Below are 17,149 nucleotides of genomic sequence, written 5' to 3'. Positions count from 1 at the left end.
GACAACATCTATCCGGGCAAGGAGGCAGTCAATGCCGCAACAACAAGACAATCACTCCCCTTCACTACCGTTAACGTTGAGCCAGTACCACGGCTCATTTTTAACGCCGCTTAGCGAGCGAACCATCGCCGAGCATCTTGATTATATTGTCGACAAATACCCTGACAATGAAGCGATTGTGGTGCGCCACCAAGGGATCCGTTGGACTTACCGCCAGTATTTACGGGAAATAGAGCGCCTCGCTGCGGGCTTACTCGCTCTAGGTGTACAGCCAGGGGATCGGGTTGGCATTTGGTCTCCCAACAATATTGAATGGTCCTTGGTGCAATTCGCAAGCGCCAAAATTGGCGCCATTATGGTGTGCATTAATCCCGCCTATCGCCCTCATGAGTTGGCCTTTGCCATTAACAACGTGGGTGTAAAGTATTTGGTGATGGCCGAGCAATTTAAAGCATCAAACTACGTTGATATGATCTACCAACTTGCACCGGAATTAAAAGACGGTGGCAAAACCACCCTGCAAGCGCTGCCCACTCTAGAGCAAGTTATTATTCTCTCCGAGCAACCTTTTGCCGGCATGACATCATTTAAGTCGGTTCAACAATTGGGCGAGGATACGCACTACCAGCAAATGAGGGTTATTGAAGCGCAACTTCGACCCGATGACGCCATTAATATCCAATTTACCTCGGGGACAACCGGGAACCCCAAAGGCGCCACGCTCTCGCACCGCAATATTTTAAACAACGGTTTGCTGGTTGCCCAAGCGATGCACTTTAATGATAAAGACAGACTGTGTATTCCGGTGCCCCTGTACCATTGCTTCGGCATGGTGCTGGGTAATCTAGTGTGTTTGGCCAGTGGTGCCTGTGCGATATTTCCAGCTCCCTCATTCGATGCAATCAGCACCCTAAGCTGCGTTGAGCAAGAACGCTGTACGGCGCTCCACGGCGTACCAACGATGTTTATTGCGCAACTAGAGCACCCCGACTTTCAGCAGTACGATCTCAGTACCTTACGCACCGGAGTCATGGCTGGCAGCACCTGCCCGCAAGAATTGATGCGCAAAGTACACAGTGATTTTCATATGCGCGAGGTGGTGATTGGCTACGGGCAGACCGAGTGCAGCCCCATCAACCATATTACCCAAACCGATGCACCAATTGACAAACAAGTGCAAACCGTGGGCCGAGCGATGGCGCACACAGAAATTAAAATTATTGATGAACGCGGCCAAATCGCTGCCATTGGTAGCCCGGGTGAAATTTGTGCTCGCGGCTACTGTGTGATGCAAGGCTATTGGGGCGATGAAGCGAAAACTAACGCCACGATCGACGCTGAGGGCTGGCTACACTCTGGCGATTTAGGGGTCATGGATGAGCAAGGTTACGTGACCATCGTTGGCCGTATTAAAGATATGATAATTCGTGGTGGCGAGAACATTTATCCGCGCGAAATAGAAGAAGTGCTGTATTTGCACGATGCTGTCAGTGATGCGGCGGTCTTTGGTATCCCCGATGATAAATTTGGCGAGCAAGTATGCTTGTGGCTCAAAGCAAAGGACAACCGCGATATCGATGAGCCGCAAATTCGGGCCTACCTAAAAGATCAACTCGCATATTTTAAAGTGCCTAAGTATATTCGTATCGTCGAGGAATACCCGATGACGGTCACCGGGAAATTACAAAAGTTTAAAATGCGCGAAATGATGCTTGCAGAGCTCAATGAGCAAGCACAAAGCGCGTAGCTAGGAGTCGGCATAGTCACCACAGTGGTGCAAAATTAGCACACTCGTTGCGCTAGGTTTTACGCCGCAAAATCGCTACACTGACGCCTTAAATCAGTTAGTTATGTGTGGTGCTATGCTTTCCTTTTTCGAAAAACTAACCGCCCCTTTTCCCGAGCGCACAACTACCGCGCCACCCAAGGGATTATGGGCTTTTTGCCGTTATTACACCCAAGGCATGGGCTGGCCGCTGGCGGTGATGTCAATCAGCGCCGCCTTATTAGCCATTGTTGAAGTTTCGCTATTTAGCTTTATGGGTCAACTCGTTGACTGGCTTGGACAGACAACCCCGGATCAGCTGTTAAGCACCGAAACCGATACGCTTTGGTTTATGGGCCTAGTCACTATTGTGCTGTTGCCTATTTTAGTGTTTGCTCACTCAGCCGTTCTCCATCAAAGCTTGCTCGGTAATTACCCCATGGCCATCCGCTGGTTGGCGCACCGTTACCTGCTGCGCCAAAGTGTGAGCTTTTATGCCGATGACTTTGCCGGGCGCATTGCCACTAAGGTGATGCAAACGTCGTTGGCGGTAAGGGAAACCGTCATCAAGCTACTGGATGTCGCGGTGTATATTGTGGTGTATTTTTCCGCCATGCTGTTCTTTGTTGGCCAGGCAGATTGGCGCTTAATGATGCCAATTTTAGGCTGGCTTGTAGGTTATATTGCAGTGCAGCGTTATTTTATTCCGCGCCTTAAAGCGGTCGCCGAGCAACAAGCCGAAGCCCGCTCGCAAATGACAGGCCGTATTGTTGATAGCTATACCAATATCGCCACTATCAAACTCTTCTCTCATTCATCGCGGGAGGAGCAATATGCCCGTGAATCGATGGAGCTGTTTTTAGACCCGGTATATCGACAAATGCGTCTGGTCACTAAGTTACAAGTGAGCGTGCAGCTGCTTAACTACGGCTTGGTGGCGGTGATTGCGGCGTTATCGATTTACCTTTGGTCTATTAGTTTAATCAGCGTCGGCGCCATTGCCATTGCCGTTAGTTTAGCACTTCGCCTTAACGGCATGGCGCAGTGGATCATGTGGGAAGTCAGCGCCCTGTTTGAAAATATCGGCACCGTTGCCGATGGCATGAACACCTTAACGAAACCCATAACCATAACCGACGCAGAGGATGCCAACACGCTGAAGGTGACCCATGGGCGCATTGACTTTAATAACATCACCTTTAATTATGCCAAGCCAATTACCCCGTCACACCCGCCGGTGCTCGATGGGCTATCTCTGAACATTGGTGCTGGCGAAAAAGTTGGGGTTGTTGGTCGCTCTGGCGCCGGTAAATCAACCTTAGTTAACCTGTTATTGCGCTTTTATGATGTTGAGCAAGGACACATTCGTATTGATGATGCGCCGATAAACCAGGTGACTCAGGAAAGCCTACGCCAACATATCGCTATGGTGTCACAAGATACCGCGCTGCTGCATCGTAGCGTGCGCGAAAATATCGGTTATGGCTTAGCCGATGCCACGGATGAGCAAATCATCGCCGCTGCGAAAAAGGCTGAGGCATGGGACTTTGTTAGTGAACTGGAAGACAGTCATGGTAATAAAGGGCTGGATGCGCAAGTGGGTGAGCGCGGCGTTAAGTTATCAGGTGGCCAGCGTCAGCGTATCGCGATTGCCCGCGTACTGTTAAAAGACGCCCCTATTTTAGTGCTCGATGAAGCCACATCAGCTTTAGACTCTGAGGTAGAGGCAGCGATTCAAGCGAGCCTAGATACCTTAATGGAAAATAAAACCGTTATTGCCATTGCCCATCGCTTATCAACCATAGCGCAAATGGACCGCTTGGTGGTGATGGACAAAGGCCATATTGTTGAGCAAGGCACACACCAAGAGCTTATCGCCCAAGGGGGGATCTACGCCCAACTGTGGGCCCATCAAACCGGTGGCTTTATAGGCACAGACTAATAAACAAGGGGCCATACAAGGCCCCTTTTTTCTCGATGTTGAACGCCCCACTAAGGAGCGAGTAATGTTGAACGCCCCACTAAGGAGCGAGTAATTGTTGGCTAAAATGTGTAGCAAAGCGAAACCGAGTCAACGGTTACGAGTCCCGCTTCAGTGGCTTGATACTTATTGAACTTTCTCCCCGAAGTTTAGCGAAATACTAAACTTCAAGGCGACCAAACCAAAAGGAGAAAGCTCAATGAAATTTTATACCAAATTACATGATTTTTACTGTGGTATCGACTTACATGCTCGAATTCTTTATGTCTGTATCTTGAATGACAAGGGTGAAAAGGTGGTTCATAAAAAGATAAAGGCAGATAAACAAGCATTATTGTCACTCATTGATCCCTACATAGGGCAAGTAGTCATTGGCGTAGAGTGTATGCATTGTTGGTATTGGGTTAGCGACTTATGCAAAGAACATGATGTTGATTTCGTGCTCGGTCACGCTCTTTACATGAAAGCCATTCACGGTGGTAAAGCCAAAAAAGACAAAATTGATTCTTATAAAATCGCCAGTTTGCTACGCGGTGGCAACTTTCCTCTTGCTTATGATTATCCAAGTGAGATGAGAGCGACTCGTGATTTACTGCGTCGAAGAACCAAGCTTGTTCAGCATGGTGCTCAGCTTAAAGCGCATATCGTTAACACGAACAGCCAATATAATTATCCCGCGCTAGAGTTGCACATGAAAAACAAATGTGTGCGGGAAGAATTCAGAACGCGTTATGACGACCCCGTTGTTCAACGTAATATCAATTTCGACTTAGCCATCCTCGATAGCTACGCTCAAGAACTAAAATACCTTGAATGTTTTCTTGAGCGCAAAGCACAACAACATCGCCCTGACTATTACGCTCAATTGCGAACGGTACCAGGCATCGGGCTCATATTAGCGATGACCATACTTTATGAAATTGGCGACATAGAGCGCTTTGAGTCAGTCCAAAAGTTTGCTTCCTATTCCCGCTTAGTTAAATGCAAAGCTGAATCAGCAGGTAAAACCTACGGCACAAGTGGTAATAAAATTGGCAACGGTCATTTAAAATGGGCGTTCAGTGAAGCCGCTATTCTCTATTTACGAGGTAACGACAAAGCAAGACGTTATCTAAACAAACTACAAAAGCGTATGAGCAAAGCCAAAGCGTTATCCGCCTTGGCCCATAAACTCGGCCGCGCTGTTTACTTCATGTTAAAGAATAAAACGGTTTTCGATGATGAACGGTTTTTAAGCGCCTAAGTCGCACGATGGGGTGAGCTGAACGCCAAACTAGATAAGCAAGAACTATCGCGCGTTATTTGTGACGTATATGCCACAAAGCATGATATGGCAGGTAAATATAGTCGCCGTATAAGCTACTTGCGCTTGATTAGACACCCCATTGGTGCGCATTAACAATGAGCAAAATTGTTTACACCTTAGTTGAGCCTGAAACTAACTGGAGCCACGAGCCAACTGACTTGAATAGTGCCTTCTTAAGGTTAACCGATGAATGTCTAGTGCCCCTAACCACCATAAGGAATGACAGAGTTAGGCAGTGATGAGATCACAATAAGAGAGCCTCTATATGTGTTTGCCGTAAGCAATTTATTTAACGGCCACAATGACAGAGCGAAGTAGATTATTTTGCTAATTGAAAAACAGTTAGCTGCCTATCGGCAGCTAAAGAAGGTTCTATTGTTTATTTGACGGAAGAAGGTTCATATGTGTTATATACCGGTTAATCACCAGCCTTATTTTTAGGTAATTGCACTTTTAATAAAACATAAGCTGGTATTAAAGGGAGGAAGGCCAACCATGACAATGGAGATACAACCCAAAACCAAATAAACCAACATTCGGCAGCAACTAGCAGTAAAAATTTAATGGCACGATGAAGTAACATTAAATCCCCCATAAAGGCTATAGGTAAACCAAACCCGAGCATAGCTACTACAACAATAGATGGATGAAGTGCCTCAAAGGTTAATCCTTTAAACGAGTGATAAAATTCCCACCCATAACTGAAAAGCAATGGGCTTAGTATGCAAAACACACAAATTATACCCCAGCTAGTATCCCGCTGATGTTTTGAATGTGCGTCATTTTTTTCTTGAAGTTTACTCAATGCATCCATAGGTATATAACGCCGCATTAAGGTGTGAGCAACGCTACCACGAAACGAAACTATATCACCGTAAACATGAAACCCAACGATGGAATGAAAAATGCCAAGCGTTGGGAATCACTCTTAAATGCTTTGTTATGCTTATATGTTACGCATTGCCCACTTTTTTTGCTTATCAGACATCTTAAAATATTCCTTATTCAAATATGTATCGTTTAGATTGAACATATTAACTTTTTTTGTCTCTTGACCATTATAGGAAACTCTTAAGAAGACACTATGCTCCCCTCTATCAATCCATAAATCATCAAACTCTTGGATTGCAGCATCGAAGAAGAAGCAAAATTTTAGCTTTCGCTTTTTGTCTCTACTTTTACTTGGCAAAAAGTTAATTAATGTAGCGTACACATATGGTAATAGACCTGGCTCTAAGTTTGCGTACCCATAAACCCTAAGTTCTTTTGCACGTTTTAATATTGAGATGAACTCTTTAAAGTCTAGAAATGGAACAAGGTCTTGATTCAATACTCCATATATTTGTTCAATATTTTCCCTTACAAAATTTCTATTTCTTTCTTCAGCTTCAACATCAATTTTGGTCGGAGGCTTAGAGATATAAGGTCGAGCTGCTGGCTCTTTAGTTGGACAAAACTCTTTATCATTGTGATAAAAATGCCCGTCGTCTTTTTTATGCCCACCACGTGAATACATCGGACGTTTACAGACAGGACAACGACCACCACCCCAATCATTAGCTTTTTGATAACCCTTATCAGCAGCTAGCATTGTATATTCAGCGTGATCTATTAAACGAAACTCTTCTGGATGTAAAACTTGTAGCATCAGAAATTAATCCCTTTCAAATCAATAAATTAACGTGGAAATTTTACACTAAAATCTAGATATCACCACGACAAATAGCACACGATATGACACATTTTCAAATAAGCATAACAGCTTATTAGTGAGACCTTACAAGGTTTGCTACCTTGTAAGATAAGAAGTGGCCTATGATGTATAGACACACTAATGAAGCTACAAAAATTAAATTAAATCTTACACTAATAGAAGTAATCACATTTCACAACAAGAAGGCTGCTCCCCTTTATACGTTACCAGCGAAACTTAAACGATGATTTAAGTCACAAATTTCGATAGTTGAAAGCCTGCAATACATAGGCTGGTGTTGTTTAAAACTAACCGAATTGATTGTTATAAAGTCTTTATAGATGGCAAGCTTTGGAAGGAGCGCATTGGCTGGAACGACACCCTTGCTGGTGTTAGGAAAGCGCCACCCGAAACAGGTTAGAGACTAATATTGGTCACTCGCCCTAAAAAATCGGTAACTAAGGAAAAGTGGCTTAATTTAGTTCGAATTGGCCACAGACCCCAAACCGCTTTAATAAAAAAGCGGGCGAATACATCTCTACCCGCTTTCAGTATGCCTCTATCTCTAAGACATTTCACCCGCTTCAAGCTCGTAGATTCTACTGCTCACAGCATTAACAGATAAACACACCCCACACCGAAAAGATTAAAAGAATAAGATTTCCAGTGTGAGGAGCACGAGCATCACGATATTCGCAAGCCAGCCGATCATGAAGAAATAACTTCGGGGGCTGGGGTTGGATTCGGTGGCCATCACGTAGTAAAGCAGCATATGAATGACTCTAGCGGCGACAAATACCGCGCTGGCAATAGCGAAGATGGGCCCTGACACCCCCAAGTGCAGACCGACTAGGGCACAAACAATATACAGCGGCGCGTTTTCTAATGTATTTTGAAACGTTCGGTGGGCACGAAAGATAAATGAGTCATGAGACAGGTTATCATCAATTTTTCCTGGAATGGCGTTATCGGCCCTCGCCTTTACAGTTGAAGCCACAAACCACTGCGCTACCAACATCCAGGCAAACAACACCAATGACACCAAAATAACCGCAGAATAGTCCATACTTTCTCCTTGTAATTTGCTTTATATTAGCTACGGCCAAGGCGTGCGATGCGATCAAAAAAGGCCGCTAAAATGCGGCCTTTTCAATAAGCTACTAATAATTAAGCAGCACTGATACGCTCTAACCCACCCATGTAAGGGCGCAGCGCCTGTGGCACTTCAATACTGCCATCCGCCTGTTGGTAATTCTCCAAAATAGCCACTAACGTACGGCCCACGGCTAACCCTGAACCATTGAGTGTATGCAGTAATTCCGGCTTTTTCTCGCCCGCGCGGCGGAAACGCGCTTGCATACGGCGCGCTTGGAAGTCGCCCATATTTGAACAAGACGAAATTTCGCGATAGGTGTCTTGTGCTGGCAACCACACTTCTAAGTCATAGGTTTTCATTGCACCAAAGCCCATATCGCCGGTACACAACACTACTTTACGATACGGCAACTCAAGCGCCTGTAAGATTTGCTCGGCATGAGAAGTTAGCTCTTCCAGTGCCTGCATTGAATCTTCAGGTTTAACCAATTGCACTAACTCAACTTTGTCGAACTGGTGCTGACGAATTAAGCCCCGCGTATCGCGGCCATAGCTGCCTGCTTCACTGCGAAAACACGGAGTATGGGCAGTCATTCGTACTGGCAGCTCTTTTTCTTCAAAGATTTCGTCACGCGCACAGTTCGTCAGCGGCACTTCAGCGGTAGGGATCAGGCTAAAGCCATCATCGTGCTCACCCAGTTTCTCTGTGTGGAATAAGTCTTCTGCAAACTTAGGTAGCTGACCCGTGCCTAACAAACTGTCTTTATTCACTAAATAAGGCACATACATTTCGGTATAGCCGTTTTTATCGGTGTGCGTATCGAGCATAAACTGCACCAACGCGCGATGCATGCGCGCGATTTGCCCACGCATTACTGTAAAGCGGGCACCCGAGAGCTTCACCCCGGCTTCAAAATCCAGCCCTTTATCCAGCGCTTCGCCTAAATCAACGTGGTCTTTGACCTCAAAATCATAGCTCTTTGGCTCACCCCAACGGCTAACCTCGACGTTATCGTCTTCATCGTTGCCTGCTGGAACATCTTCTGCTGGCAAATTAGGCAGGCCTAAGGCAATGTCCTTTAATTCATTGAGGACGGCATCTTGCTCTTTTTTGGCATTTTCGAGCTCATCACCTAAATTGGCAACAGCATCCAATAAAGGTTGAATATCTTCACCCTTCGCCTTCGCTTGACCAATGGCTTTGGAACGGGAGTTACGCTCGCTTTGTAATTCTTGCGTTTTAGTCTGTAGCGCTTTACGTTGTTCTTCGAGTTGTGCCAGTTTCGCTACGTCTAATTCAAAGCCACGTGCCTTTAAACGGGCTGCTGTTTGCTCTACGTCCTGACGAAGATACTTTGAGTCTAACATGTGAGTTTTTAACCTTTTTGCGTTGTTAGCATGAGGCCTATCCAAGCCATAAATATACACATCCCCACATTAAGGAGGACGTTTAACGCCACTTTCAACCACTGCCCTTGCTGAAGCAACAACAGCGTATCCATGGAAAATGTAGAAAATGTTGTCAGCGCGCCCAAAAACCCGACTCCGAGTGTGACGCGGTGCGGATGCGATAGCATTTCGCGATCCAACAGGCCATATAATATGCCCATTAACAATGAACCGAGAATATTAACCGCCAGCGTGCCAAAAGGGAATCCCTTAGGCAGCAGTTTTAGTGCTAATTCACTTATACCAAAGCGGGCGCAGGCACCCAAGGCCCCGCCAATGGCAATAAAAAAGTAGGTACTAAGAGCGCTCATAGCGCTTCCTGTCGCTTTGCGCATCACGCTCTTGCAAATAAGCAAGCTTATCACTAATGCGTTTTTCTAAACCACGATCACTGGGATGATAATAGCGGCTGTCAGCAATCTCCTCGGGGAAGAAGTTCTCGCCTGCTGCATAGGCTCCCGGCTCGTTGTGGGCATAGCGATAATCCTCGCCGAAGCCCTGCTCTTTCATTAATTGCGTGGGCGCATTGCGAATGTGATAAGGCACATCGAGGTGAGCGGTCTCTTTCGCATGACGTTTGGCCTCATTAAAGGCCATATATACGGCATTACTTTTCGGCGCACTAGCTAGGTATAAGGTGGCTTGAGCTATGGCTCGTTCACCTTCGCTGGGGCCAACCCGGTGAAAGATATCCCAGGCATTCAGTGCCACCTCCATGGCTTTGGGGTCTGCATTGCCAATGTCTTCGGTGGCAATCGCTAATAGCCGCCGCGCCACATACAAGGGATCGCCTCCGGCGGTGAGAATACGGCAATACCAATACAATGCCGCGTCCGGCGCGGAGCCGCGCACTGATTTATGAAAAGCAGAAATCAAATCGTAGTAATGATCGCCCCCCTTATCGTATTGGGCAACCATTTGCGGCGCGACTTGCTTGAGCACCGCCTGATTAATACAGCCTTGGTGTTGCTGCGCCAAATTTGCCGCCACTTCCAGCAGGTTAAGTACACTGCGAGCGTCGCCATTGGCGCTGTGGCACAACTGCTCAAGGCTATCGGGCTCGATGGTCACACCTTGCTGGCGAAGAATGTCATCCTGTTCTAGCGCCTGATTCACCACTGCCTGCAAATCTTCAGCTGAAAGCTTTTTCAGCGTGTACACTCTGGCGCGCGACAGCACGGCGTTATTCAGTGCAAAAGAGGGGTTCTCTGTGGTGGCGCCAATAAAGATGAAGGTGCCGTTTTCAACATGCGGCAATAGTGCGTCTTGCTGCGACTTATTAAAGCGGTGTACTTCATCCACAAATAATAAGCTGCGTTTGCCTTGCTGTTGTAGCAAGTCGCTGGCACTGTCGACAGCCTCACGGATATCTTTCACCCCTGCGCTGACCGCCGATAACTCCAAAAACTGGGCATCGCTGTGGTGCGCAATAATATGCGCCAGCGTGGTCTTACCAACCCCAGGTGGCCCCCACAAAATTAAGCTGTGGCAATGGCCACTTTTAATGGCTTGGTACAAGGGTTGCTCTGTGCCTAATATGTGGCTTTGGCCGATGTACTGATCCAATGTGTGTGGGCGCATGCGCGCCGCCAACGGGCGCACATCGGGGGCAAAGTCTAGGGAGAAATTATTCGCCACGGTTTATCTCGGCTTGTGGCGCTCGCTGATCATCAACAAACACGTGCTCAGGAATGGTAAATTCAAACACGCTGTCATCAATATCAACATTGCGCTTGGGCGCATCAAAATGAAAGTGTGAACGCTGACCTGATTGGTCAAGCACCTCAAGTGCTGCAACTTGTTGCTGCTCATCAAAATGCAACGTCAGCTTTTCTGCTTGCGCATCTTCAGTATTTTTCGGGGTAATCTCAAAGCCAGCTTCGATTTGCTTGATACTAAACTGCTGCCACAGCTCTTCATCTTCTGTGGTGAGCAGAATAAACGGCGTATTATCAATTAGTTTAGAGGTATCCAGTACCGTCACTTGCTCGGCGAAAGGGTCAAAGTAATAGCTATCAACCCCGTTGGAGACAAACAAGGTTTCGTCTGGTTGTTGTTGCTCCCAACGAATTTTCCGTGGCTGTTCTAGTTGCAATTTGCCTTTACTTTCACTCACCAGCTGCCCCTGCGGGTCAAACACTTGCTGTGAAAAAGCCGAGCTGAGTGAGTCCAAACCCTTTAGCTGTTGTTGCAGCATCTGTGCGTCGTCGGCAAAAACTGTTGATGAAAACAGGGCGACACTTGCCACTGCACTGTATAAAAATTGTTTCATATTACTTCCTTAGCCAGCGTTATTCTTAACTAGCACTTCACGGGCGCCATTATGGCCGGGCGAACTGACTAAACCGGAGTGCTCCATTTGTTCAACCAATCGCGCAGCGCGGTTGTAACCAACACGCAGTTTACGCTGTACACTTGATACCGACACACGACCACTTTCAATAACAAAAGCGCAGGCCTCGTCATACAATGGGTCTGATTCATCGTCGCCGTCTTCGGATGTTTCCCCTGGCAGCAATACGTCTTCGACGGCGTCACCATTGAGTATTTCATCCACATAATCAGGTTTACCTCGGGCCTTCCAATCACTCACAACCGCGTGAACCTCATGGTCATCAACAAAGGCGCCATGAACTCGGATTGGCACACTGGTCCCTGGTGGTAAATACAGCATGTCACCCATGCCTAAAAGATGCTCGGCCCCTTGTTGGTCAAGAATAGTCCGCGAGTCTATTTTCGAGGACACCTGAAACGCCATACGTGTAGGGATATTGGCTTTAATCAGGCCGGTGATCACATCCACCGATGGACGCTGTGTAGCCAATACCAAATGAATGCCTGCAGCCCGTGCTTTTTGTGCTATTCGGGCAATGAGCTCTTCCACTTTTTTACCAACAATCATCATCATATCGGCGAATTCATCAATCACCACGACAATGCTGGGTAACTTGTCTAGCTCTTGCGGCCCATCAGCCATGCCATCTGTGTCTTTGAACAAAGGATCTAAAATAGGTTCCCCTGCGGCTTTAGCATCAAGCACTTTTTGGTTGTAGCCCTTAAGGTTACGCACCCCTAAAGCCGACATTAATTTATAGCGGCGCTCCATTTCACCAACACACCAACGCAGTGCATTGGCCGCTTCTTTCATATCGGTGACCACTTCACACAGTAGATGTGGGATCCCCTCGTACACCGATAACTCAAGCATTTTCGGGTCGATCATGATCATGCGCACATCTTCTGGCGGTGATTTATATAGCAAGCTTAAAATCATCACATTAACGCCCACTGACTTACCCGAGCCGGTGGTACCCGCTACCAACAAGTGCGGCATTTTGGCTAAGTCTGCAACCACAGGTTGCCCGGCAATGTCTTTACCTAATACCATGGTTAGTGGCGATTTATTTTGCTCAAACTTAGGGGCATTGATCACTTCTGATAGGCGCACAATTTCGCGGTGCTTATTAGGTAATTCGAGACCGACATAGGTTTTCCCTGGGATCACCTCAACCACACGCACACTGACCGCAGATAACGAGCGTGCTAAGTCTTTCGATAAACCGGAGATTTTCGCGACCTTTACCCCCGGCGCTAAATCGAGTTCAAAGCGTGTAACTACCGGACCGGGATAAACCCCTACAACGGACGCTTGTACGCCAAAATCTTGCAGCTTGCTTTCTACTAAACGAGAAACAGCCTCGAGCTCTTCTTCAGAAATGGGGTTTTTCTGTTTATCCGGCCTATCAAGTAAATCCAACGAAGGAAGCGGCTCCATGGGCGGCTTTTCTTCTAATAGCTGTTCGAATTTCTCTTTGGCTGTTGGCGCTTTTTTGTGTGCCACTGTGGTTGTTGCCACTGAATTGTTGGTCCCTTTGTGCGCTAATGCAACAGCCGAGTTCGCCCCTTTATTTTGGGGCTGTGTACTTGGTGTTGCCTCGGTGGGCACTTGGTCTAGCTCGTTAAGCGCGCTGACGGTATCAAAGCCCTCATCATCAATGGCGCTAAAATTCATCTCATCGCCGAGCATGGCATCAATATCATCAAATGCCGGATGTTGTTTAGGCGCCTCTTTAATAGCGCTCTGCGTATCACTGTCACTGCTTTGCTCCTGCCAAGGCTCTTTTTTAGGCTCTGGCGAAAACATAGCCGCAGCTTTATCTAACAATGATTTGTCTTTATCGGCTTCAACTTCTGTGTCGGCGTTATCGCTTTTAATTTCTAGCTTTGGCTCTTGAGCGCTCTGCATCGCTTCCACTTGTGGATTTGATTCATTGGCTAAGCTGCGCTGCTCGGCTTCAGCAAATTCACTTTGGTATTGGCCGCGTTTGCTTTGCAACCACTGCCAAACAAACAAGGCCGCTTTCATAACATACGCGCCCAAGGTATCAACAAATTGAACCCAAGAAACACCTGTAAGTAAGGTCATGCCGGCAAAGAAAAAGCACAATAATAGGATAGAGGTACCCGTGAAATTAAATGCTGGCATCATCGCACCGGCAATAACATCCCCCACTACCCCACCGGAAGAAAAATAAAAAATATCGTCAAAATTAATGGAGCTAATAGCGCAAGCGCTCAATGTAAACAGCACTAAGCCGATGAGGCGCAGCGCTAAAGTAACATAATCTAAGCTAAGCACTCTGTGGGGGCGTTTAAAAACGAGATACCCAAACAGTTGAATGGCTGCGGGAACTAAAAACGCCAACCAACCAAAACTAAATAATAAAATATCCGCCACCCACGCACCCGCTGTGCCGGTGATATTTTTAACATCGACAAACTCACCTGTTTGCGACCAGGACGGATCGGCTGGGTCAAAACTCACCAGCGCACACAAAATAAAAATGGCTAGCGCGGTGCTGACTATTAAGCCAGTTTCAAGCAGTCTTTGGACACCATTTAGGCGCATATTCCATTATCCTTATTCTTTCTTTCGATACTACAGCGCATTACTCTTACCTTATCAATTCTCAGCTGAATATGCACTGGGTTTATAATCAGTAATTGTAATCGGCACGAGCATTAACGGGCCCTTAAGGAACTTGTGGACGGATAATTAATGCCTCTTCACCCTTTACTTCTTCCATGACCACATAAGTGCGGCTTTCACTGATATTGGGTAGCTTCAGCAAAATATCGCCAAGCACCTGACGATACTCAGACATATCGGTCACTCGTGTTTTCAGCAAAAAGTCGAAGTTCCCTGATACTAAGTGGCACTCCACAATCTCATCGTGCTTTTTTACCGCTTGGTTAAATTCGTCAAACACATCGGGAGATGTTTTGGTAATGGTCACTTCCACATACACTAACAGCGCCTGACCGAGCTTGGCGGGGTCGACCACCGCTTTGTAACCACGAATATACCCTTCACGCTCAAGTTTTTTCACGCGTTCCAAACAAGGGGTCGCACTAAGGCCAATTCGTTTTGCCAATTCAACGTTGGAAATACGGCCATCCCGTTGCAATTCGACTAAAATTTTACGGTCGATGCGGTCTAGTTGTGTATACATAGTTAATGAAAGTGGATTTATCTAATTTTACTTTGATTTAAGTGTATTCAACTGGCTTGAAAATGTAAAACAGTGAGACACACTATTTAGGCATAAGTACAATAGTGAAAAATTTTCCTGTTCACAAAAGGTATAGTAACTATGATTATTGGTGTACCAAAAGAGATAAAAAACCATGAGTACCGTGTTGGTATGATCCCAGCCAGCGCGCGTGAACTTATCAACCATGGTCACGAAGTCATTGTTGAAACGAATGCTGGTTTAGGCATTGGTTTTACTGACGAAGATTACATCGAAGTAGGCGCAAAAATCTTACCAAACGCGGCAGATGTGTTCGCCCAAGCAGAGATGATCATCAAAGTAAAAGAGCCGCAAGCTGTTGAGCGTGCGATGCTACGCCAAGATCAAATCTTGTTTACTTACCTTCACCTAGCGCCAGATTTACCACAAACTGAAGACCTAGTGAAAAGCGGCGCTATCTGTATCGCATACGAGACCGTAACCGATGCTAAAGGCGGTTTACCGCTACTTGCTCCGATGTCAGAAGTGGCGGGTCGTATGTCTATCCAAGCCGGTGCTCAGGCACTTGAAAAGTCAAAGCAAGGCCTTGGCATGTTGCTTGGTGGCGTACCGGGTGTTGAGCCTGCTAAAGTTGTGGTTATCGGCGGTGGTATGGTTGGCCGTAACGCAGCCCAAATGGCTGTCGGCCTAGGCGCTGATGTGACCATTTTAGACCGTAACGTTGACGTACTACGTAGCCTTAACGCTCAGTTTGGTTCTCTTGCTAAAGTAGTGTATTCAACTGCCGACGCGCTAGAGAAGCACGTACTGGATGCCGACTTAGTGATTGGTGGCGTACTTATTCCAGGTGCTGCAGCACCTAAGCTTGTGACTGCTGAGCATATCAAAGCAATGAAGCCTGGTGCAGCGATTGTTGACGTAGCTATCGACCAAGGTGGTTGTATTGCGACTTCGAAGCCTACCACTCATGACGAGCCAACATACATTGTTGATGACGTAGTTCACTACTGCGTTGCGAATATGCCAGGTGCAGTACCACGTACATCAACCTTCGCGCTTAACAACGCGACATTGCCGTACATCATCAAGCTGGCTAACAAAGGCTACAAGCAAGCACTTCTTGAAGACGAGCACTTCCTAGAAGGCCTTAACGTCATCAAAGGTAAAGTAACTTATAAAGAAGTTGCTGAAGCATTTGATATGGAATACCTTGACCCACGCACTGCGGTTGAGAGCCTATAACGACAAGTTATAAGTGACTAAATATAAAGGGCAGATACACTATCTGCCCTTTTTTATTGCCGATTAACAACTATTCCAGATTATCTATGACCCTATCCCGAATAACGCGAAGCTTGTAAGCCTTTAATTTACTCAGTGACTGTTAATTAAGAGCAAGTATGAGACCGGTCGGAGGCGGTCGGACACACTCGATTTTGGACAAAAACACGTTAGAGTATTTATTCAGTAACGCCCTACTCAGCCGAGCCGTTGTTTGGCATCGGCTGCATTTGATTGTTAGGTAACGTTGCATGCCCAGCTTTAACTTGGTCTGCTATGTACTTATCTATAGCATTTTTTAAATTGCTGCTTGGGTGAGTGTTACAATATGAACCGATACTCAAAATAAAATTTTGACCTTCTGGCATTTTGTCAGGTGACTTACCTTGTTTAAAAACAACACCCGTTCCTGTTAAGTATCCAGCCCACCAATTTTTATAACCATATTGCCAATTGGGTTCATTTTTCTTTTTATTATATTGAGAGCACTCGACGCTACCGAATACAGTATTGTTTTCTGTTGCGTTTAATTGCTCAGCAATAATTAATGCAAATACGAGTGTAATCAGTTGCGAGAATCTCATTTATTTACCTAACGCCCGCATAATGGGCGGAGAAAGCTTGGCTAAAATCAGCGAGGAACGAACGTCAGCCAAGCTTTGGACGTCCGTTCACTAATGCGCTTGTCATACGTTTTTACCACTGATAATGATGTTACAAGCTTTAGTAACACTGTCCCGATAATACTCGATAGTTTCTTTTAATTCTTTATCAGCTTTAATCAGAAACTCTTCTGAGCACTTTGACCTAACATGAATTAAGGGTAAATGATCTGTTTCTGATTCAATTTCACCAAAAATATGAAATTCAGTGTTCCAGCATTGGCCATACTTTTCATTACCAATATGCGATAGCTTAATTACGTTATCTAAGTAATCTTCATCGCTTTCCAGCAGCTTTTTCGCAAACTTAATTGCTTCTTCAGGCATTCATTTTCTCCGAACTCTAGAAAAATTGGTCTTCCCCATCAAAAGTAGACAGGTTA

The 17,149-nt window shown here is 46.1% G+C and carries 15 protein-coding genes; 4 read left to right on the top strand and 11 right to left on the bottom strand.

Features of this window, described 5'->3' with window-relative positions; translation table 11 throughout:
* Positions 1 to 31 precede the first annotated feature (31 nt).
* The 3 genes from FIU82_RS07345 to FIU82_RS07335 all read left to right on the top strand — a co-directional run bounded on the left by FIU82_RS07345 (position 32) and on the right by FIU82_RS07335 (position 4,989).
* Entirely contained in the window at positions 32 to 1,747 is a 1,716-nt protein-coding gene (locus tag FIU82_RS07345) for an AMP-binding protein (RefSeq protein ID WP_152440728.1), read from the top strand.
* A 115-nt stretch (positions 1,748 to 1,862) separates the two neighbouring features.
* The gene (locus FIU82_RS07340) at positions 1,863 to 3,707 is read left to right on the top strand and encodes an ABC transporter ATP-binding protein (protein ID WP_152440727.1); all 1,845 of its coding nucleotides are present in this window, start codon (positions 1,863 to 1,865) and stop codon (positions 3,705 to 3,707) included.
* Between the two features lie 238 nt (positions 3,708 to 3,945).
* Entirely contained in the window at positions 3,946 to 4,989 is a 1,044-nt protein-coding gene (locus FIU82_RS07335; protein ID WP_152440726.1) for an IS110 family transposase, read from the top strand.
* A 481-nt stretch (positions 4,990 to 5,470) separates the two neighbouring features.
* On the opposite strand, the gene FIU82_RS07330 is transcribed toward FIU82_RS07335, so the two are convergent.
* The 9 genes from FIU82_RS07330 to lrp form a co-directional block, all read right to left on the bottom strand.
* Positions 5,471 to 5,866, bottom strand: coding sequence for a hypothetical protein (locus tag FIU82_RS07330; RefSeq protein WP_152440725.1), 396 nt, complete (start codon positions 5,864 to 5,866; stop codon positions 5,471 to 5,473).
* 132 nt (positions 5,867 to 5,998) lie between these two features.
* Positions 5,999 to 6,700 carry a hypothetical protein gene (locus FIU82_RS07325; RefSeq protein ID WP_152440724.1) on the bottom strand — a complete coding sequence of 234 codons (702 nt, stop codon included), beginning with the start codon at positions 6,698 to 6,700 and terminating at the stop codon, positions 5,999 to 6,001.
* Positions 6,701 to 7,391: 691 nt separating this feature from the next.
* Positions 7,392 to 7,811, bottom strand: coding sequence for an MAPEG family protein (locus FIU82_RS07320; RefSeq protein ID WP_152440723.1), 420 nt, complete (start codon positions 7,809 to 7,811; stop codon positions 7,392 to 7,394).
* Positions 7,812 to 7,912: 101 nt separating this feature from the next.
* Positions 7,913 to 9,208 (bottom strand): serine--tRNA ligase, encoded by a 1,296-nt coding sequence (serS, locus tag FIU82_RS07315; RefSeq protein ID WP_045978778.1) that lies wholly within the window; start codon positions 9,206 to 9,208, stop codon positions 7,913 to 7,915.
* Between the two features lie 8 nt (positions 9,209 to 9,216).
* Positions 9,217 to 9,600, bottom strand: a complete 384-nt coding sequence (crcB, locus tag FIU82_RS07310; protein WP_022944185.1) for a fluoride efflux transporter CrcB — start codon at positions 9,598 to 9,600, stop codon at positions 9,217 to 9,219.
* The gene (locus tag FIU82_RS07305) at positions 9,587 to 10,870 is read right to left on the bottom strand and encodes a replication-associated recombination protein A (RefSeq protein WP_152441474.1); all 1,284 of its coding nucleotides are present in this window, start codon (positions 10,868 to 10,870) and stop codon (positions 9,587 to 9,589) included. Before FIU82_RS07305 ends, crcB begins: the two co-directional genes overlap by 14 nt.
* 46 nt (positions 10,871 to 10,916) lie before the next feature.
* Positions 10,917 to 11,561 (bottom strand): outer membrane lipoprotein chaperone LolA, encoded by a 645-nt coding sequence (lolA, locus tag FIU82_RS07300; RefSeq protein ID WP_152440722.1) that lies wholly within the window; start codon positions 11,559 to 11,561, stop codon positions 10,917 to 10,919.
* Between the two features lie 9 nt (positions 11,562 to 11,570).
* Positions 11,571 to 14,198, bottom strand: a complete 2,628-nt coding sequence (locus FIU82_RS07295) for a DNA translocase FtsK (RefSeq protein WP_152440721.1) — start codon at positions 14,196 to 14,198, stop codon at positions 11,571 to 11,573.
* 124 nt (positions 14,199 to 14,322) lie between these two features.
* Complete coding sequence (gene lrp, locus FIU82_RS07290; protein WP_022944181.1) at positions 14,323 to 14,802, bottom strand: leucine-responsive transcriptional regulator Lrp; 480 nt, start codon at positions 14,800 to 14,802, stop codon at positions 14,323 to 14,325.
* Between the two features lie 141 nt (positions 14,803 to 14,943).
* Between lrp and ald the strand changes: the two genes are divergently transcribed.
* The gene (gene ald, locus FIU82_RS07285; protein WP_022944180.1) at positions 14,944 to 16,065 is read left to right on the top strand and encodes an alanine dehydrogenase; all 1,122 of its coding nucleotides are present in this window, start codon (positions 14,944 to 14,946) and stop codon (positions 16,063 to 16,065) included.
* Between the two features lie 233 nt (positions 16,066 to 16,298).
* On the opposite strand, the gene FIU82_RS07280 is transcribed toward ald, so the two are convergent.
* Positions 16,299 to 16,688 carry a hypothetical protein gene (locus tag FIU82_RS07280; protein ID WP_152440720.1) on the bottom strand — a complete coding sequence of 130 codons (390 nt, stop codon included), beginning with the start codon at positions 16,686 to 16,688 and terminating at the stop codon, positions 16,299 to 16,301.
* Positions 16,689 to 16,790: 102 nt separating this feature from the next.
* Positions 16,791 to 17,093, bottom strand: coding sequence for a hypothetical protein (locus FIU82_RS07275; RefSeq protein ID WP_152440719.1), 303 nt, complete (start codon positions 17,091 to 17,093; stop codon positions 16,791 to 16,793).
* Positions 17,094 to 17,149 lie beyond the last annotated feature (56 nt).

This window comes from Pseudoalteromonas sp. THAF3 (genome assembly GCF_009363775.1).
Lineage (GTDB): Bacteria > Pseudomonadota > Gammaproteobacteria > Enterobacterales > Alteromonadaceae > Pseudoalteromonas > Pseudoalteromonas ruthenica.
This window is presented reverse-complemented; position numbering and strand designations above follow the sequence as displayed.